This window comes from Thalassomonas sp. M1454 (assembly GCF_007097525.1).
In the GTDB taxonomy this organism is placed as follows: Bacteria; Pseudomonadota; Gammaproteobacteria; order Enterobacterales; family Alteromonadaceae; genus Thalassotalea_A.
The window spans coordinates 51,730-70,954 of sequence record NZ_VKDD01000005.1 but is presented as its reverse complement, the minus strand read 5'-3'; the positions used below and the strand labels follow the sequence as shown (position 1 = coordinate 70,954).

Annotated in this window: 18 protein-coding genes; 11 read left to right on the top strand and 7 right to left on the bottom strand. The window is 37.3% G+C overall.

The genetic code is table 11. The annotated features are described in order from the left end of the window. The first annotated feature begins 24 nt into the window (after nucleotides 1-24). Entirely contained in the window at nucleotides 25-996 is a 972-nt protein-coding gene (locus FNN08_RS12110; protein ID WP_143586137.1) for an oxidoreductase family protein, read from the top strand. A 110-nt stretch (nucleotides 997-1,106) separates the two neighbouring features. Further along, a complete protein-coding gene (locus tag FNN08_RS12105) occupies nucleotides 1,107-1,541 on the top strand; it encodes an acyl-CoA thioesterase (RefSeq protein WP_143586135.1) in 435 nt (144 codons plus the stop codon). Between the two features lie 36 nt (nucleotides 1,542-1,577). Here FNN08_RS12105 and FNN08_RS12100 read toward each other — a convergent pair whose 3' ends face one another. Then, nucleotides 1,578-2,267, bottom strand: a complete 690-nt coding sequence (locus FNN08_RS12100; RefSeq protein WP_143586133.1) for a tRNA (adenine(22)-N(1))-methyltransferase — start codon at nucleotides 2,265-2,267, stop codon at nucleotides 1,578-1,580. Between the two features lie 74 nt (nucleotides 2,268-2,341). Between FNN08_RS12100 and FNN08_RS12095 the strand changes: the two genes are divergently transcribed. Next, a complete protein-coding gene (locus FNN08_RS12095; protein WP_143586131.1) occupies nucleotides 2,342-2,686 on the top strand; it encodes a HopJ type III effector protein in 345 nt (114 codons plus the stop codon). Here FNN08_RS12095 and FNN08_RS12090 read toward each other — a convergent pair. Continuing rightward, nucleotides 2,683-3,156, bottom strand: coding sequence for a DUF2947 family protein (locus FNN08_RS12090; protein ID WP_143586129.1), 474 nt, complete (start codon nucleotides 3,154-3,156; stop codon nucleotides 2,683-2,685). The genes FNN08_RS12095 and FNN08_RS12090 overlap by 4 nt on opposite strands. Before the next feature lie 186 nt (nucleotides 3,157-3,342). Here FNN08_RS12090 and FNN08_RS12085 point away from each other — a divergent pair, with 186 nt between their 5' ends. The 3 genes from FNN08_RS12085 to FNN08_RS12075 all read left to right on the top strand — a co-directional run bounded on the left by FNN08_RS12085 (nucleotide 3,343) and on the right by FNN08_RS12075 (nucleotide 5,677). Continuing rightward, nucleotides 3,343-4,227: a MipA/OmpV family protein gene (locus tag FNN08_RS12085; protein WP_143586127.1), complete on the top strand. Its 885-nt coding sequence runs from the start codon at nucleotides 3,343-3,345 to the stop codon at nucleotides 4,225-4,227. A gap of 163 nt (nucleotides 4,228-4,390) precedes the next feature. Continuing rightward, on the top strand, nucleotides 4,391-5,293 hold the full coding sequence (locus tag FNN08_RS12080; protein ID WP_143586125.1) for an alpha/beta fold hydrolase: 903 nt from the start codon (nucleotides 4,391-4,393) through the stop codon (nucleotides 5,291-5,293). Between the two features lie 39 nt (nucleotides 5,294-5,332). Further along, the gene (locus tag FNN08_RS12075; protein ID WP_143586123.1) at nucleotides 5,333-5,677 is read left to right on the top strand and encodes a YajD family HNH nuclease; all 345 of its coding nucleotides are present in this window, start codon (nucleotides 5,333-5,335) and stop codon (nucleotides 5,675-5,677) included. A 4-nt stretch (nucleotides 5,678-5,681) separates the two neighbouring features. On the opposite strand, the gene FNN08_RS12070 is transcribed toward FNN08_RS12075, so the two are convergent. Further along, a complete protein-coding gene (locus tag FNN08_RS12070) occupies nucleotides 5,682-6,224 on the bottom strand; it encodes an NUDIX domain-containing protein (RefSeq protein ID WP_143586121.1) in 543 nt (180 codons plus the stop codon). Between the two features lie 148 nt (nucleotides 6,225-6,372). On the opposite strand from FNN08_RS12070, the gene FNN08_RS12065 reads away from it, so the two are divergent. Both FNN08_RS12065 and FNN08_RS12060 read left to right on the top strand, forming a co-directional pair. Next, on the top strand, nucleotides 6,373-7,104 hold the full coding sequence (locus FNN08_RS12065; protein ID WP_143586119.1) for a pseudouridine synthase: 732 nt from the start codon (nucleotides 6,373-6,375) through the stop codon (nucleotides 7,102-7,104). A gap of 76 nt (nucleotides 7,105-7,180) precedes the next feature. Then, entirely contained in the window at nucleotides 7,181-7,792 is a 612-nt protein-coding gene (locus FNN08_RS12060) for a DUF3622 domain-containing protein (protein WP_143586117.1), read from the top strand. Between the two features lie 254 nt (nucleotides 7,793-8,046). On the opposite strand, the gene FNN08_RS12055 is transcribed toward FNN08_RS12060, so the two are convergent. Continuing rightward, the gene (locus FNN08_RS12055; RefSeq protein ID WP_143586115.1) at nucleotides 8,047-9,663 is read right to left on the bottom strand and encodes an NAD(P)/FAD-dependent oxidoreductase; all 1,617 of its coding nucleotides are present in this window, start codon (nucleotides 9,661-9,663) and stop codon (nucleotides 8,047-8,049) included. A 196-nt stretch (nucleotides 9,664-9,859) separates the two neighbouring features. On the opposite strand from FNN08_RS12055, the gene fdxA reads away from it, so the two are divergent. The 3 genes from fdxA (at nucleotide 9,860) to FNN08_RS12040 (ending at nucleotide 15,546) form a co-directional block, all read left to right on the top strand. Beyond that, on the top strand, nucleotides 9,860-10,186 hold the full coding sequence (gene fdxA, locus FNN08_RS12050) for a ferredoxin FdxA (protein ID WP_143586355.1): 327 nt from the start codon (nucleotides 9,860-9,862) through the stop codon (nucleotides 10,184-10,186). Between the two features lie 233 nt (nucleotides 10,187-10,419). Further along, nucleotides 10,420-13,524: an FG-GAP-like repeat-containing protein gene (locus FNN08_RS12045; RefSeq protein ID WP_143586113.1), complete on the top strand. Its 3,105-nt coding sequence runs from the start codon at nucleotides 10,420-10,422 to the stop codon at nucleotides 13,522-13,524. A 12-nt stretch (nucleotides 13,525-13,536) separates the two neighbouring features. Further along, nucleotides 13,537-15,546, top strand: a complete 2,010-nt coding sequence (locus tag FNN08_RS12040) for a vanadium-dependent haloperoxidase (protein ID WP_143586111.1) — start codon at nucleotides 13,537-13,539, stop codon at nucleotides 15,544-15,546. A gap of 62 nt (nucleotides 15,547-15,608) precedes the next feature. Here FNN08_RS12040 and FNN08_RS12035 read toward each other — a convergent pair whose 3' ends face one another. The 3 genes from FNN08_RS12035 to FNN08_RS12025 all read right to left on the bottom strand — a co-directional run bounded on the left by FNN08_RS12035 (nucleotide 15,609) and on the right by FNN08_RS12025 (nucleotide 19,187). Beyond that, nucleotides 15,609-16,115, bottom strand: a complete 507-nt coding sequence (locus tag FNN08_RS12035) for a M48 family metallopeptidase (protein ID WP_143586109.1) — start codon at nucleotides 16,113-16,115, stop codon at nucleotides 15,609-15,611. Nucleotides 16,116-16,233: 118 nt separating this feature from the next. Beyond that, the gene (locus FNN08_RS12030; RefSeq protein ID WP_143586107.1) at nucleotides 16,234-16,731 is read right to left on the bottom strand and encodes a DUF6702 family protein; all 498 of its coding nucleotides are present in this window, start codon (nucleotides 16,729-16,731) and stop codon (nucleotides 16,234-16,236) included. After that, on the bottom strand, nucleotides 16,731-19,187 hold the full coding sequence (locus FNN08_RS12025; protein WP_143586105.1) for a M1 family metallopeptidase: 2,457 nt from the start codon (nucleotides 19,185-19,187) through the stop codon (nucleotides 16,731-16,733). The genes FNN08_RS12030 and FNN08_RS12025 overlap by 1 nt, the downstream gene beginning before the upstream one ends. Between the last annotated feature and the right edge of the window lie 38 nt (nucleotides 19,188-19,225).

Genomic DNA, 19,225 nt, shown 5'->3' with positions numbered 1-19,225 from the left:
TTTAACTATAGGAAGTAGTTTTACATGCTAATAAATCAATTAAAAACAATAATAAACGATCCTAATTTAGAAAAAGTCGAAACTGTGCAAATGCTATGGAGCGATTATGGTGAAATAGCTCGTTACTTTAGCCCTTTGAATAATAAACACTTTATTATAAAGCACATCGATGTACCTGAGGATATCGAACATCCGAGGGGATGGAATACCCCCCTGAGCCATCAACGAAAACTAAATTCTTACCAAATAGAAAAAAGCTTTTATCAAGACTATGCCAATCTTTGTCCTGAAGCTTGTAAAGTAGCTACGCCTATAGCTTCTCTTGTCTCTGATGAGCAGTTAGTTATTGTTATGGAAGATTTAGATTATGCAGGTTATTTTAACCGCGTAGTTGATGCCGATATGAAGCAGATAAAGTCGGTTATTCACTGGTTGGCAAATTTTCATGGCTACTTTTTCAATCACGACGGTCAAGGCCTTTGGCAACAAGGGTGTTATTGGCATCTAGGCACTCGCCCTGATGAATTAAAAGCTATGGCTGCAGGGCGATTAAAAGACAATGCTAGCGCTATTGATCAAAAACTTAATGACGCAAAGTATAAAACTTTGGTTCATGGTGATGCTAAGTTAGCTAATTTTTGCTTCTCACAAGATTTTAATAAAGTAGTAGGGGTAGATTTTCAGTACATTGGCTCTGGAGTTGGAGTGCAAGACCTTGCCTACTTTTTAGGGAGTTGTCTTGATAGTAAAGACTTACACCTACATCATAACGAGTTACTTGAAGAATATTTTAGTACGTTAAAGTTAGCACTGAAACGTTATCATAGAGGCGTGAGAGCGCAACAAGTTATCAATGAGTGGCAAGGCTTATATGCATTTGCTTGGGCAGATTTTTATCGGTTTTTGCAAGGTTGGAGTCCATCACACTTTAAAATAAATGCTTATATGCATAAACAAACCGACTTAGCACTTGCTCAATTACAGAAAGCTAAATAGTGCAGCTTGACTAGTTGATTTTAAATTGTAATTTATTGAAATAAAGTCACTGTTATTTGATTTTAAAGGTTATAATTATGACGATATTTTACTTAATCTGAGGAACTTATATGCGCTTTTTATCTCGCCGTCTGGTTATGCCTAATGACTTAAACTATGCCAACTCTTTATTTGGTGGTAGAGCATTAGAATGGATTGATGAGGAAGCCGCAATTTACGCTATATGTCAGCTTGAAACTAATTTTTTGGTGACTAAGCATATAGGTGAAATAAGCTTTGAGTCACCAGCTATGCAAGGAGATATTGTTGAGTTTGGCTTAGAAACCAAAAAGGTTGGTAAAACCTCAATCACCGTAAGCTGTTTAGTAAGAAACAAAGCCTCTAAAAAAACCATCTGTTTTGCCGATGATATTGTTTTTGTTGCCGTCGATCCAGAAACTCGTAAACCTACATTACATGGTAAAGAAATCGAAGCATTGAAACAGCAGACTAAAGAAGAGATCAGGGCATTAAATATGTTAAGCCCAGATGAGCTATCGCAATAACCAATCAATTAGGCGTTAACTCTAAAGGAATTAGATTTAAAGTGTTAACGCCTCATAACTTGCAATTACTTTACTCACATTTTCTTTAGGCTTACTCTGCATTTTTCTATAATGACTCAAGGTTTTACTGAGGTATTCTTGGTGTGATTTAATGCTAAGATCCCACATTGTTGAACCAACATCGGTTAGCTGGTGCTTTGGTGTTTGCTGACTGTTTCTAACCACATGAATAACTTCATAAAAGCGTTTATTTTCACAAACAATGGCTTCATTGATTAAATCAAACTCTAAGTCTATTAAGGCCTTTCTTACCTTATAGTTGTGATGGACAGGGCAAAGCATAAACTCTAGTTTTAAGGTAGGGCTAGCTTTTACTATTTGTTGCACGAACTCGATTAGTAAATCACCACCGACACCTGCAATAATAATTAAATGGCTTGGCTTTTCTGTATTAGACGCAGTTATATGCAAAGGAAGTTTTGCCACATCAAGACAATGTACTTGCCACTTATTAGCAAATATTTCACTGCTAAAGTGTTTTGATAACTGGGTATGAACTTGCTCGGTTAGCGCTGGTACTATATCGACAAAGTGAACCTTATCGGCAATTTGGCGTTTAAGTAAATTCATACCTAATAAGCCATGATCGCAACAACAATCCCATATGTGAGTGTAGTTATTGTTGACCATGGCATTGATGGTTTGTAATCGTAATCCGGTTTTCAAAGTTTCTTTAATATACTTTTAATTAGTGAGCTTGTTATAATCCGGGCAAATTTATTGATTAATTTAAAAATAAAATGCTAAAAAATCTGTTAAACCAATTAAACACTGAACCAGAAAACGTAATATTTTCTGAAGTTATCTCGGTAATAAACCAACACTACATATATACACCAACTAGCTTTATTAATGGTGATATCTCTAATGATGCTGGCACTAACGAAGGCTCTTGTAAAATATTTGCTTTTGCTCAGCTTAATAATTTATCTGAGCAGCAAACATTAGCCTGCTTTGGTGACTATTATCGTATTGATGTTTTACTTTACCCTGAAGCAAATGATCACGCTAATATTCGCAACTTTATTAAAACCGGTTGGCAAGGTATTAAGTTTGCAGGAGCTGCTCTGCAACTCAAAGCTTAAGGTTTAAGGCCTAATTTAAACGTACCATTTGGTAAAAACTGAGCGACTTCTTTACGCTTTTTAGCCACTAACAATGGCCCATCGTCCATCATTAAAAAGTTTTTCCAAGTACGTTTAAATACTGCCCAAGTTGTTTCAATAACGACTTTACGCGATAGGCAAAAATACACAACGGTATTATTTTCCCAAGTCAGATGATTTAAAATCGCCTCAGGTAACTCAGGCTCTTCGCTATCCCATATAGCTTCCCAAGGGCCTTTTTCGCTCCAAGTGCTGTCTTCAAATACCCAATCACCTTCAGAGAAAAAATCAGGATGATCAACTTTAGAGCTTATTGCAGCTCCCCATAACGTTGCTGAACGGGCATTGGACATAGGCTTAATAGCCGCTAAGTCTTTATCAGAAATTGGTAAGTCTTTACGTTTAAAAACCCAAGCATGTTTTAGCTCTTCAATAGCGATGTAATTCATTTACTTTCTTTTTTGGAATAATTAGCGCAATTGTAGCATTGATTTATTGTTGCGTTAATAACTGCTTATTTTGAATTTATTGGTGTTAGGTTAATTTACTGATATTGTGAACTAACGAGTTAACTATTTCGTATAAAACAAATAACTCTAATAACATTAATAACTAGATTTCGAGAGATAGATGCTATGTCTTTGACTGTTCAAACAGTTAATTCAATTAAACCTACCGTATTATTGATCAGTTTATGGTTTTTATCGTGCGCTATTACTTTCTCTGTTTATGCGGATGAAATGGACGTGGATGATCAAATTATAGGTAAACCTGTTTGGGAAGCAGGTATATTTACAGCTGCTTTTAATGGGCCTATATATCCCGCGGCATCTGATACACAAAATAAATTTTTACCCGTTCCTTTTGTTATTTACAGGGGCGAGAGAGTCCGTGTAGGTGACGGATCTTTTGTAAAAGCTATGGCCGTTGAAAAAGAGCGTTTTAAACTTGATGTTTCTTTAGGGGCTGCATTTAATGCTGACTCTGAAAAGTCAAAAATTAGAGAAGGAATGCCCGACCTAGATTTTTTATTTGAAATTGGACCGCAGGCGAGTTTTTTACTGGATGACAATGACTCATCTAATACTTGGCTCAATCTACAAGTTAGGTCTGTCTTTACCACCGATTTTTCTGAAGTAGACCATAAAGGCTATTTATTTCAACCGGAAGTCGCGTTTAAAGGCAAAGGCGTAATAACTGATGATTCAGATTTTGGCTTTTCTATCGCACCTATTTGGGCGACTAAAAAGACACATGATTATTTCTATAGTGTTGACCAACAATATGTAAATGAAGATAGAGAGTTTTACCAAGCTCACAGTGGCTATTTAGGCACCAAAATAAGTATCTTCAACCGTTTTTTGTTACGAAAAAATTTATCAATTTTCTTTGCTAGCCAAATCGGTGTTTGGTCTGGGGCTAAAAATGAAGATAGTCCTTTATTTCAGCAAGACGTTACTTATACCTTCGCTATAGGCGTTAAGTGGACCTTGTATGAAAGCAATCAATTAGTTCAATAGCATATTCATTTTAACCATTAAAAATGAGCAGTTAATTAATGGACTTGGTATTAAGCATTGCTCTTATCATTTATTATCCGTATATTATTCTGGTCGTACCTCTTGTGTTAAGTTAAAAGTTCTTAAACCTTTGCTTACTTAGCGCAGCAACAATGGACTTTGCATGAATCAACAAGCCTTAAATCAAGAATCATTATTTATTGATGATGATGATCATAAATTACACCTTCGTCATATTTATCAGAGCCCTGGTGGCGTTCCGGTGCTTATGGTGCATGGCGTTATAGAAAACGGTTTAATCTTTTACACCGAAAAAGGCAAAGGTTTTGCTTGTTATTTAGCAAAGCAGGGATTTGATGTTTATGTTTTAGATTTACGCGGACGTGGAAAGAGCGTGCCAGCCATAAATGCTGAATCTGATCACGGCCAATATGAATCAATTACCAATGATATTCCTCTTGCCATTGAATATATTTATAAAAATGCTAAGCAACGCATACATTTAGTGTCGCATTCTTGGGGCGGAATTTTAGCTGCAAGTTGTATGGCAAGGCATCAAGAGGTACTGCTTAAAATTCGCTCCAACCTTTGTTTTGGTAGTAAGCGAAGAGTTACTGTTGGTGGTTTTGAAAAGTATTTAAAACTTGATTTGTTTTGGAATAAATTAGCTATGCGTATGGTTAAAAAACATGGCTTTCTTGACGCCAAAAAATACAATTTTGGCTCAGACAATGAAACCCGTAAATCATTAGAACATTGTGTCGCTTGGGTTAATAAAGGCGAGTGGCAAGACCCTCAAGATGGCTTTAATTATCAACAGGCCGCAGAAAACATTATCTGGCCGCCAACTTGGCACTTAACTGGAATAAAAGATACGGTATTAGGAAATGCTGTTGATGTGCAGTTATTTATTGAAGAGTCTAAAAATCATAATGCTAAATTTTCTTTATTGAGTAAGAAAAATGGTAATTTAGTCGATTATGACCATATCAATATTTTAACGCATCCATTGGCCGAACAAGATCATTTTCCGCAATTGCTTACTTGGCTTAATCAGCAAGCATGATTACAATGTAGCTATAGTAAGTAAAAGTGATGAGATATTATGTCTTCAGATAGATTTGGCACCAGTGCTAATTATAAAAGTAAAGAGCAAGGTTATCGAGATAGAGCGTTAAAACTCTTCCCGTGGATTTGTGGTCGTTGTGCTCGAGAGTTTGTTTACTCAAACCTTAAAGAGCTTACCGTGCATCATATCGATCATGACCATACTAACAATCCACAAGATGGCAGTAATTGGGAGTTACTGTGTATTTATTGTCATGACAATGAGCATGCTAAATATACAGATCAAGAGCAGTACACCCGTGAAGTTAAAGCCGGCGAAGATAATCATCAAGCGGCTACTCATAACCCGTTTGCCGATTTAAAATCTATGCTTAAAAAATAATTGCTTAAGTAACCGCTTGTTCAATTAATTCACTAACAATTAGCTTTAATAGAAAGGTCTCTCGTTCAATCGATAGGCCTTTTTTGTTACTCTTTGCCATAGTTTGTTCATTGTGTTTAATGGCATCAAAAATATTCATCCACACCGGTTTCATACCGTTTTGAATTTCGTGCTCTTCAAATTCAGGAGCAAGTAGTTCGTCAGCAATACGACAAACGTAACAATAAGACTCCATATGTACGATATCAAAGTCATCTTTATACCAAGGACGAAACTCTTCGTATAAACCAAATTCAGACAATACATTAATATTTTGTGCACCGGTTTCTTCTTTTAACTCTCGTATTAAACCGGTAATACTATCCTCACCTTCATCGATGCCGCCTCCGGGTAAGGTATAGTCATGGTAGCGCTCGGTATAGAGTAATAATATATCTTCCCCGTTAAGCACTATGCCACGAGCCGCTTTACGGTTAAATTGTTTACCTTGCTGATTTTTAACGAGCTCTGCAATGTCAGGATGAATAGTCGATTTAAGTAAGCGCATCAGATTCTTTATTAGCTATGTGTATTGTATAGGGCGGCTATTATACGGATTTTCAGCGCTAATAAAATTGCTATTATGGCGCATAGTATTGTAACAATTATTGCCTGAGTTAGAATAAGCCAATAATTCAAAATGACTCCATTATATTATGCAGCGCAGCCGCTTAGATAAATTTATTAGCCAAAAACTTAACGTGCCTAAAAAACAGGTGCGTTTGATGCTTGCTCAAAAGCGAGTAAAAGTTAATGGCAATGTTGCAGACAGTATTGACCTTATTGTTGATAAGTTCTCAGTCATAGAATGTGATGGTGAAATATTACAAGCCAACAAAGCTAGCTACATTATGCTGCATAAGCCGATAGGCGTTGTCAGTGCCACTAAAGATGATAAGCATAAAACGGTGATCGATTTACTCGATATCAAGGATTATCCAGAAAAACATCTACTGCATATTGTTGGTCGCTTAGATCTAAATACTTCAGGGTTAATATTATTAACCAATGATAGTAGTTGGTCAGAAAGTTTAACCTTGCCAGAAAACAAGGTTGATAAAGTCTATCGTGTGACCTTAGAAAATCCAATTGCTAGTGATGAATTAAAACAGCAATATCTATCCGCTTTTGCTAAGGGCATGTATTTCGCTTATGAAGATCTCACCACTAAACCCGCAACTTTACAGTTTATTAGTGAAAATGAAGTATTAATTACCTTACAAGAAGGAAAGTATCATCAAATAAAGCGTATGTTTGGGCGCTTTCAAAACCCTGTTATTGGCTTACACCGCCTATCCGTTGGTAACTTACAACTCGATAGTAACTTGTTGGTTACACAAAGTAGGCAATTAACTGCGTGTGAAGTGCGTGAGATCAGTGTAAAATAACGCCATTATTATTTACAACAAGTTAATGTTGTAGCCACGTACGCCTTATCGTACCAATTTATACTTAGGAATACCCATGAGCAAAGCGCCAAAATATAGTTTCCGTGTTGTTGAAAAACGCAACAAAACTTGGACTGCTGAAATCCAACGTCAAGCAACGTCTAAAAAGAAAGTTGTATCGAAACGCCAAACTAATTTTGCCACCGAAGCTGAAGGTATTACTTGGGCCGAAGAGCAGTTAAAAGAAATTTTAGCCAAGCTAGTTGCTAAAAATAAGCGTCATGACGAAGAGCGTGCTGAGCAATATCAAGATAAATTAAAAAAAGCGGCATTACTTGCATCAGAAGCAGCACTAGAAGCCAGCGAGCAAGAGCTTAATAAGAGTGAAAGTGAAGAGTCGTTTTCATTAACTGAAGCAGAGCAAGAAAAAGCAATTGCTGACCTAGAAGAGCTAGAAGCGTTAGAAAGTAATGATGCGGATGACGAATTAAAAAATAAACCTGATACGCTTAAATTCGATTTTGAAATTGAATTAGAAGAAGCTGAGCAAGCTGAAAAAGAAGCAGCCGCTTTAGCTAAGAAAAAAGCCAAAGCAGCTAAGAAAGCTAAAGCTGAAGAAGTTGTTGAAGACGATGTACCAACTGCTGATGGCAGTGAAGAAGTTAACTCTATCTACTTAAACAAGTAATACCAATTTGATTAATTAAGTGAACTACTTTTTCATGAGGGAAAAGGGATAAATACAAGGCATAAAATTTAGTAAGTAGTTATTCTACTTATAAATTTTATAACGCAGTAGTTATTCATTTTAACCATTAAAAATGGGCAGTTAATTAATTAACTTGGTATCTAATATCAAGGTGTCAGACACCTTGATATTAGATGGCAATAAAAAACGAGCTAATTGCTCGTTTTTTGTTTTTACGATTAGATAATATAAATCTAGTTGTTTGAAAATTCTTTCATCATTGCAAGTGCCATTGCTTCGGCAATTTTAATGCCATCAATACCTGCTGATAAAATACCTCCGGCGTAACCTGCACCTTCACCCGCAGGGTATAAGCCTTTAACATTTAAGCTAGTCATTAGCTCTTTATCGCGAGTAATTTGAATTGGTGATGAGGTACGAGTTTCGACTGCCGTTAACGTAGCATCTTTCATCGAAAAGCCTTTAATCTTCCGCTCAAATGCAGGTATCGCTTCTCTAATAGCTGCAATTGCATAATCTGGTAAGGTTTGTGATAAATCACAATAAGTAACGCCAGGCTTATATGAAGGGATAACATCACCGTGTTCACCACTTGCTCGACCTGCTAAGAAATCACCCACTAACTGCGCAGGTGCATCGTAGCTTGAACCGCCAAGTTTAAATGCGGTTTCTTCTAAGCGGCGTTGAAATTCAATACCTGCTAACACATCACCTGGATAATCTTCAGGTGAGATACCAACTACAATAGCGCTGTTGGCATTTCGCTCGTGGCGTGAATATTGGCTCATACCATTAGTTACCAAGCGGCCTTCTTCTGAAGCTGCAGCAACTACAGTACCACCAGGGCACATACAAAAGCTGTAAACAGAGCGGCCATTACTACAGTGATGCACTAATTTATAATCAGCAGCGCCAAGAATAGGGTGGCCTGCATTTTTACCAAAGCGAGCTTCGTCAATAACCGATTGTTCGTGTTCAATTCTAAAGCCAACAGAGAAAGGTTTCGCTTTGATGTAAACGCCTTTATCGAAAAGCATTTTAAAAGTATCGCGGGCGCTATGGCCAATAGCAAAAGCGACAAAGTTAGTTTCTATTTTACTGCCATCAGATAAGGTTAAGCTTTTTACTTGCTCATTTTCTATTTCGATATCGTCAACGCGCTGGCTAAAGCGAACTTCACCACCAAGCTCGATAATACGAGCGCGCATTTTCTCAACCATAGTTACGAGTTTAAACGTACCAATATGAGGCTTACTTACATATAAAATTTCTTCAGGTGCACCAGCATCTACAAACTCATGTAAAACTTTACGCGAGTAATGTTTTGGATCTTTAACTTGGCTATATAATTTACCATCCGAGAACGTACCAGCACCGCCTTCACCAAACTGTACGTTTGACTCGGTATTTAATACTTTCTTACGCCAAAAACCAAAAGTGTCTTTGGTGCGTTCACGTACTTCTTTACCACGCTCAAGAATGATTGGTTTAAAACCCATTTGCGCTAAGACTAAACCAACAAATAAACCACAAGGGCCCAAACCAACAACAACCGGGCGTTGTGGTAAATCTTTTGGCGCTTGAGTAACAAACTTATAGCTTGTATCAGGGCTTTGTCGTACTTGTTGATTTTTTTCGTGACGAGCTAACAGCTCTTCATTAATGGTGGTATCTACATCAAGAGTGTAAATGAGCGTGATTTTGTTTTTTTGACGGGCATCGTAGCCACGTTTAAACATAGTGAAATCAATTAACTGATCTTCTTCGATCTGTAATATATCGAGCACTGCTTGTTGTAATTCTTCGGGCTCATGGTTGAGATCTAATTGCACATTGGTTAAACGTAACATTTATGGTTTTCCGTAAATAATTTAATTACTTATTTCACTATAGACTAAATGGTGTAGTTCATAGAAAAAGTAGCGCTATGGATAAAAATTTTGCGTATTTTACCTTATAGTGACGCGCATAAAAACAAGAGATTGAAATTGTCGCCAAGCAAGGTATGATCTAGAGCAATAATTAGTGTGAATGAGTAAGATCTTTATGGCGTTTGTTGTTACCGACAACTGTATTCAATGTAAATATACTGACTGTGTAGCAGTATGCCCTGCAGATGCCTTTTTTGAGGGGCCTAATTTTCTGGTAATAAATCCTGATGATTGTATCGATTGTGATTTATGTCCGATTGAATGTCCAGCAGAAGCTATTTACCAAGAAGATGCTGTACCTGAAGATCAAAAAGAGTTTATAAAACTCAACGCTGAACTTTCACAAATTTGGCCGCGTATTACCGAAGTTAAAGCCCCACCAGAAGACGCCAAAGATTGGGATGGCGTACCGAATAAAATTAAAAACTTGCTAATTGATTAATCAAATCACAAGTAATTTGATTGATTAACAGGCTAATGCCTGACATAACCCCCATTGACTGCCTAATTATAAAAATAATCGATATAAAAATGAATATTTTTTGATGATTTATCAAGTTAAATCTAATCAAAGTTAAACGCTTCTATGTTATTTTGACGCATGTAAAATTTTATTAAACCTACTTTTTTGTAGGTTTACAATTCATTCTTTTTTTATTTCTCTAGTAGTCAAATATGAACATGCAAATTATTGTAAAACTCATCAAAATAATATCGCAGGCTTGCCTAATATGTTTAACTTTTTCTTGTGGAGAAAGTGGCGATAATGTTGATTCATCCACGACTGACTCGCCCAATGTTAGCTTAAATACGCCCCCTCAAATTGAAAAAACATCAAATTTTAGTTTATTAGAGCATTCCGATTTTTATTTCACACCTTCAGCGTCTGATCCTGATAACGACAAATTAACTTTTACTATTGAGAATATTCCTAATTGGGCAACATTCAATACAACTGATGGTTCATTATCAGGAACACCAACTAGTGATGATTCTGGAGTATATGAGAACATAAAAATCACGGTGACAGATGGCCAAGATAATGCCTTTATTGAATTTTCTATTGAAATTATAGATACCGTTTCAATTCAGGGAGCACTTATAAGTGATTATAATATATCTGCTACCATCTTTATGGACCTTAATGCTAACCAACATATAGACAGTAATGAACCACAAACTCGTAGCGATAGTAATGGCGAGTATAAATTAATTATTAATGCCAGTTTATTTGAACGTTTTTATAGCACACCTATTCGCGCTTATATTAACAATGAAGTCCAACACCAAAATAGCAACGAATTCTATAATTCTCATCCATTTGCTATGTCTGTTTTGCCTAAGCATACAAACAGTTTAGAAATAGACAATGTTTCTGAAGTTCATTTATCTGCTTTCACGCATCTTATATATGAAGGCTTAACTGACTATGTTAAACGAACAATCACGGATGAAATTAGCGTTACAACCTTACAATCGAAACTACAATCGAACTATAGCTTACTAGCTGAATATTATGGTGTCTCAGTAGAGTATTTAAGCGGTAATTATTTGCAGATATTGCCTACAGTATCTAAACCTACACAAACTATGCTGATTAGTAGGGCCGAAAAAATACTGCTCGACGCTGCAATTCTTCAAAGTAGAGAACTCGATCTTGATTTAGACGGCATTCTAAATTATCAAGATGAAGATGCAGATGGTGATTTCATTATTAATGTCGCAGATGCATTTCCGATAGATATTAACGAATCAAAAGATGTCGATAATGATGGTATTGGTGATAATGCCGATAACGATGATGATAATGATGGTGTGCTAGATAGCGAAGATGACTATCCGTTTGATCCTAGTCGTTACAGTTTTCAAGATGCTGATAATGATGGTTGGCCACGTGATCAAGATATTGACGATGAGAATGCCCTAGTACCAGGCGTTGATTTTATTGATACCGACGGTGATGGTTTTGCTAATGAAGGTGGATTAATTGATGATTTGGATGACGATAATGATGGTGTATCTGATATCGAAGATAGCTTTCCGCTAGACCCTAAAGAGTCACAAGATACTGATTTAGATGGAGTCGGTAATAATAGTGACTTAGATGATGATGGTGATTTGGTCCCAGATACTTTAGATGATTTTCCTCTAGATGCTAGCGAAACTAAAGATACTGATAATGATGGTATTGGCGACAATGCTGATCTTGATGATGATGGCGATGGTATTCTTGATATTTATGAAACAGGGCCAGGACAACCAACAGAGTTAAAATTTGCAAATGAAACAGCTAAAACTGGCTTACATCATAGCTGGGATGTGGAATTATTAAAAAGTAACGATGTGACTCATTATCAAAAGGATCTTTTGACAGCGGCTGGAGCAATTGTTTCTGGTGATTATGATAATGATGGTGACTTCGATATATTTGTTGCAACTGGTGACTTATCCGCGAGTAAGTTATTTCAAAACCAAGGAAATAATACCTACATCAATGTTGCCAAAGCTGCTGGCGTTGAGTTAGAGGGCGAGTTACTCAGTGGTGCTAGCTTCGCCGACACCGATGGCGATGGTGATTTAGATTTATTTATTGGTAGTTTACACGCGAAAAATTACTTATTTGAGAATCAAGGGGATGGCACCTTTGTTGGCCAAATTCAAGAGGTAACCACCAACGCCACTGTTTCGTCGGCGTTTGGCGATTATGATAAAGACGGCGATTTAGATTTGTTGTTAAGCCATTGGGCTGAAAGAGGTATGCCAACAGAAGATGCAGAGAATTTATGGGAGAACACTGGCAATAACACCTTTGTTTCGGTAAACCAAAAAACCAATGTTTCAAGTGCTATAACTAACTCTGCTATTAGTCCTGACTTCAGTTTTACTCCAGCATTTGCTGACATTAATAATGATCTATACCCTGATTTACTTATGGCATCAGATTACAATACATCTGTAGTCTTGTTAAATAACAAAGATGGTACATTTTCAAATCATACATCCTCGCTAAATATAAAAATTCCAGATTTAAATGGAATGGGCTCTGCAATTGCTGATTATGATAATGATGGTGATTTAGATTGGTTTGTTTCTGGTATTTTTAGTACTAGTTTTACCGGAAATAAACTTTTTAAAAATGACGGTCAAGGTGGATTTGAAGATGTGTCCTTTGCTTCGAAAACGTTTGATGCGGGTTGGGCATGGGGAACTTGTTTTGCAGATTTTAACAATGACTCACACCTAGATTTGTTTGTAACAAATGGCTATCACTCCGATGGGGTTGGCGGTAATGGTAGTGAGCCTCATACAACCGATAGCGTAAAATTATTTATGTCAAACGGCAATGGAGGCTTTGAAGAAACCTCTGTTGATGCTGGGTTAACCGATCAAGGTCAAGGAAGGGGCGTGCTTTGTTATGATGCCAATGATGATGGCATGATTGACATCTTTATTCTTAATTTAGACCGAAATAAAAATGCCATTGTTTATTACGAAAATAAGAATGAAGAACTACTTGGAAATTATTTAAAAATTACGTTGCGCAGCAAAACGACTAATCAATATGCTATTGGGGCTATGGTTAAATTAACCTCATCAGGGGTAACACAAATGCGCGAAGTAAATATTAATAGTAATTTTATTTCACACAACCCTACCGAATTACACTTTGGTTTAGGGGATAGCAATAGTGTTGATTCGTTAGAGATTATTTGGCCTGATGGGCAAATAGAAATGATGAGTTCTCTTGACGTTAACCAAACCATTATCATAGAACAATAATAAGAGAGTTAAATGAAAAATATACAATTAAAGCCTTTAGCACTTAGCTTAGCGGTTATCACTTCAGCTTTTGGCATGTCCGGTTGTGATGATAAAGCTGCAGAAGCAAATATTGAAAAAAATATCGATAATAATCTTGACCAAGATATTGATAAGGATATTGAACCAAAAGAGCCTTCGGTGGCTCGCCGATGGAATGAAGTAATACTCGCCGGTATTCGTAATGATTTCGCGCGTCCAACTGTACATGCGCGTAATTTATTTCATATGTCATCCGCAATGTACGATTCTTGGGCCGCATATTATCCAGATTCACCGTATTTATTAAACAATACTCAAAAAGATTACACATGTCACTTTGAGATGGATAATATTCCAGAAGATACATTAGCCGCGAGTGAGAAAGCGATAAGTTTTGCAACTTACCGATTGATCAAACACCGCTTTAAACTATCACCTGATGCTGAAGATACTTTTGCTCTAGCTGATGCTCTGATGACATCTTTAGGGTATGACAGTAGCAATGAAAGTTTAGATTATAACTCTGTTGATATAGATGCAAATGCAGCTGCACTTGGTAACTACATTGCTAATTGCTACATTGAATATGGCTTAGAGGATGGCTCTAAAGAAAGTTTTTTACATCGAAACACAGTTTATCAACCGACTAATTTACCATTAGAACCGGAAATGCCAGGTAATCCTAATATAGAAAATATGGATCGTTGGCAATCGCTAGATCTAGGTACTTATATTGACCAGTCAGGTAATTTAGTACAAGGATCGATAGATTTTCTGGGCGCGGAGTGGGGAGAAGTCGATCCCTTTGCTTTATCTGCAAACGACTTAACTATTCATCATCGTGATGGCTATGATTATCATGTATATCATGATCCAGGTGCTCCACCATCGTTTAATGAGGGATCTTTTGAGGAATACTTATGGTCTTTTTCATTAGTAGCGAAATGGTCGGCGCAATTAGATCCTGCTGATGGAGTAATGATAGATATATCTCCGGCAAGCCAAGGCAATATTGATCTAGCAAGTTTCCCTACTAGTTATAAAGAACATGCCAGTTTCTATCAAACTGAAGGTGGAGATATAGGCAAGGGCTACGACATTAACCCTGTAACGGGTGAAGCATATGAAAAACAAATGGTACCAAGAGGTGATTACACCAGAGTTTTAGCTGAATTTTGGGCGGATGGTCCTGATTCTGAAACACCTCCAGGGCATTGGTTTGTGATCATGAACGAAGTTAATGACCATCCTGAGTTCGAAAGAAAATTTGCTGGTACTGGCGAAGAGCTTTCTCCGTTAGAGTGGGATGTTAAGTCTTATTTCGCTTTAGCGGGGGCTATGCATGACTCTGCTATTGCAGCATGGGGGATTAAAGGCTGGTATGACTATATTAGACCTGTATCGGCAATACGTGCTTTAGCAGATTTAGGGCAGAGTAGTGATGAAAATCTACCAAATTACAACGCTAAGGGCTTAGCATTAGAAACTGGTTTAATCGAACTGGTAACTGCAGAAGATGTTTTAGCAGGAGAAAACGCAGAGCATGTTGGTAAGATTAAATTATTAGCATGGAAAGGCCCTGATTATATCGATGATCCTACTGTGGATGTAGCTGGAGTTGGTTGGATTTTAGCTGAAAATTGGTGGCCATATCAAAGACCGTCTTTTGTTACCCCACCTTTTGCTGGTTACGTTTCTGGGCACTCAACTTATTCAAGGGCAGCAGCTGAATTATTAACACTGTTAACAGGAAGTAAGTATTTTCCAGGTGGTATGAGTAGTTTTGAAATAAAAGCGGATGATTTTCTTGTTTTCGAACAAGGCCCTAGTGTTGATATGAAACTGCAATGGGCGACTTATCAAGATGCATCAGATCAGTGTAGCTTATCGCGTATCTGGGGAGGTATTCATCCACCTGCAGATGATATTCCTGGCCGCCTTATTGGTGAAAAAATTGGTAAGGCCGCATTTACACACGCAAGTAGCTATTTTGCCAAATAGAACTTAGCTTCAGTAATAGTTCATTAAGTACCCGCTTACTTGATGAACTATTACGCTCTTTCTTAATAAATCTCGCCAATAAACTCTATCTGGGTTAAATACAAACGTAATTCAAATTCAACCTGATGATAATTAGGCATCATATGCTGGCATAACTTATAAAATGCTTTGTTATGATCTTTTTCTTTTAAATGTGCTAACTCGTGTACCACTATCATAGTTAAAAATTCAATCGGTGTGTTTTTAAATAGAGCAGCAACACGCAGTTCATTTTTACTTTTCAGCTTACTACCTTGTACTCTCGATACATAGGTGTGCAGACCAAGTGCGTTATTAATTACATGGATTTTATTATCAAAGGCTATTTTACTTAATGGCGCAGACTTTCTTAGGTACTGATTTTTCAAATCTAGTACAAATTCACGTAGCTGATTATCATTACCAATGCCATGTGTTTTGGGATACTTTTTAAGTAAAAATTTATCTAATCGCTTTTCATCAATAAGCGTTTGTACTTGCGCAATTACATTTGGCGAGTAAGCAGATAAATACTTTAGTGAAACAGTCATAAGGGTTCGAGTAATTAAAGGTTTTTGATTAAATAGCTAAAAGTAAAAAAGCGAATTAGTTGCCTAATTCGCTTTTATATTATTTTAACAGCTATCAATTAACAATCAATGACTAGCTTTAGTCGATGCTTAGTTTTTGCCAATCATCATCATCGCTTAAACGTACCGAAGATGTTTTACCATCACGCTCAACGTTTATCTGATTAATTTGGCCAGGCCAAACTTCTTGCAGTGCACGCATTTGAATGTACACGCTAGTGATAGTTTTCGGCTGCTTAATTTCTTGGTATACCCAAAAGAATTTACCTTCAATTTCATAGCCAACACTACCAAGTTCAAGTAGTTGTTTGTTTTGATCGCCTAAGCGAAATTGCTGTTGAATATAATTGGCAAAATCTTTCTGCGTTTCATCACTCTTCATAATATCAGTATGCCTTTTTAATATTCTGCCAAGCGCATGCTCAGCGTCGTGTATATAAAAGCGATGTGAAACTTCAATGTTACCGGTATTGTTGTTAAACAATACCGTAGTGTAAGCTTCTTTTTGCTGATGAGCGGTAACTAAGCTGCTCATTAACAAGGAGATAGTTATAAATAGTAAATGAAAAATACGCATTATTTTTTGTATACCTTAGGTTTAACTTCTTTAAGTTCTGTTTTGATGTCGTGCATTATATCACGTGATTTCATCGCTTTGCTCTTCTCTTTCTTGAACGCTTCAATACGAGATTCGATGATTTGACGCGGGTAATGGTTATTTTCAACATCGGTATCGGCTGTTTGCCATAAAGGATCAACAACTACAGATGCTAATTCTTTACCTTTTTCAGTAACAATTAACTTACTTACATTTTTAGGAGCACGGCGCCAGATCTCAGCAGGAATATGCAATGATTCTTTTGTGCCATCGGTGTAAGTCATTTCTAATAAAATCGGCATAACCAAACCACCAACGTTAGTGAAATCCATTACGTAGTAGTTTTTATCTTCAGCTACTGCACGCTCTAACGCGGTACGCTCCCAAGGCTTAAGCTTGTTAAGCATCTCATTGTACTTGTTACGCTCTTTGTTCGTTACCGTCCAACGGTCATTCTTGTCATGGAAGTCGCTTACATCAGGGTTTAATTCAACCCACGTTTTAACGCCTTCAGCTTCGTTTCTTTCTAAGAATAAGGTACCTGGCTTGTTCGCTTCTTCTTGACGACGACGGTCAAAATCGATGTCAGGGTTTTTAGTATCTAAACGCAGTTTGTATACTTTATCTAAAGAGATATCAACGTGATCTGTGGTGTAGAACCAACCATTCCAGAACCAGTCTAAATCCATACCAGAAGCTTCTTCCATGGTACGGAAAAAGTCAGATGGAGTAGGGCGTTTGTTTTTCCAACGAACCGCGTATTCTTTAAAAGCGAAATCGAATAAATCACGACCCATAATTACTTCACGTAAAATATTTAACGCCGCAGCTGGTTTAGTATAAGCATTTGGACCTAAACGTAATACGCTGTCCGATTGAGTCATAACAGGTACTTGTACGTTAGATTTCATGTATGACGTAATATCGCGTGGCTCAACGCCCCATGGAATTGTAGGATCCCATTCACGACCAGCAACACCGTCTAAGAAACTGTTTAAACCTTCATCCATCCAAGTCCATTGACGCTCGTCAGAGTTAACAATCATTGGGAAGTAGTTGTGACCAACTTCGTGGATAACAACGCCAATTAAGAATTGTTTTTCAGCTAATGTGTAAGTACGGCTGCCGTCTTCATGGCGAGTAGTACGAGGACCGTTAAAACTGATCATTGGGTATTCCATACCGCCAACAGGGCCATTAACACTAATTGCTGTTGGGTATGGGTAATCAAATGTGTAACGAGAGTATACGTCTAAGGTGTGGATAACAGACTCAGTTGAATACTTGCTCCATAACTCGCCACCTTCTTTCGGGAAGAAAGACATAGCCATAACGAATGGTTGCTCTTTACCACCTTGCTTATAACCTTTTGCATCCCACATAAACTTACGAGATGAAGCCCAAGCAAAGTCACGTACGTTTTCAGCTTTAAAACGCCATGTTTTGGTTTTAGTTGTACCAGCTTTCTCGTTCTCTAACGCTTCTTGTGCAGTAACAATCATAACAGGACGTTTAGCCGTTTTAGCTTGCTCTAAACGTTTACGCTGAGTTTTTGTTAACACACTGCTTGGGTTATCAAGTACACCAGTTGATGAAACGATATGATCGGCAGGTACTGTCATAGACACGTCGTAGTCACCAAACTCTAACGTGAACTCACCACGGCCTAAAAACTCTTTGTTATGCCATGCTTCGTAATCTGAAAAAGCAGCAACACGAGGGAACCACTGCGCTAAAAGGAAAATGTCATTACCACCTTCGTTAGCGTCATCAGGGAAGTGCTCAAAACCAGAACGTGCTGAAACCGCGTTCTCTTCAAGAATGTTGTAAGCAAAATCGATGTTGAAAACAAAATCATCACCTGGCTCTAACGCTTCTGCTAAATCGATGCGAGCTTGTGCGCCAGTAATCGTTATTTTAAGTTTGTTACCGCGCTTATCAGTAACTTTAGTAATGTCATAACCAATCGTGTTATCAGCGTAGTATTGCTGGCGACGTAATTCACCAATACTCACTTTTGCTGGTGTATTACCACTTGCTTTGCTGCTTGCTGGACCACGGCGACCAATACCACCAAAGTCTCCACTGCGCTCAGCAATTGAATCTGGTTTAAAACGGTTTTGCTCAAGCTGTAACCAAATATATTTTAAAGTATAAGGAGAGTTGTTTTTATAAGTGATCGTTTGTGATGCGCTAAGACGACGCTTTTTCTCGTCTAGCTTAACATTAATTTTGTAATCTACTTGTTGTTGCCAGTACTCTTTACCTGGTTCACCTGCGGCATTACGGTAATCATTTGGTGTAGGTAAAACTTCTTCTAATTGACGAAATTTATCTTCAAAATCACCTTTGGTTTGTTTTACTGCAGAAGCAACTGCAGGGCCTGCTATAACAATCGATAAGATTGTTGCTTGGCACAATGCTTTAAAGTTCATGAATCTTCCTGAAATATAGTTTGGATTAGTTGAAAGCA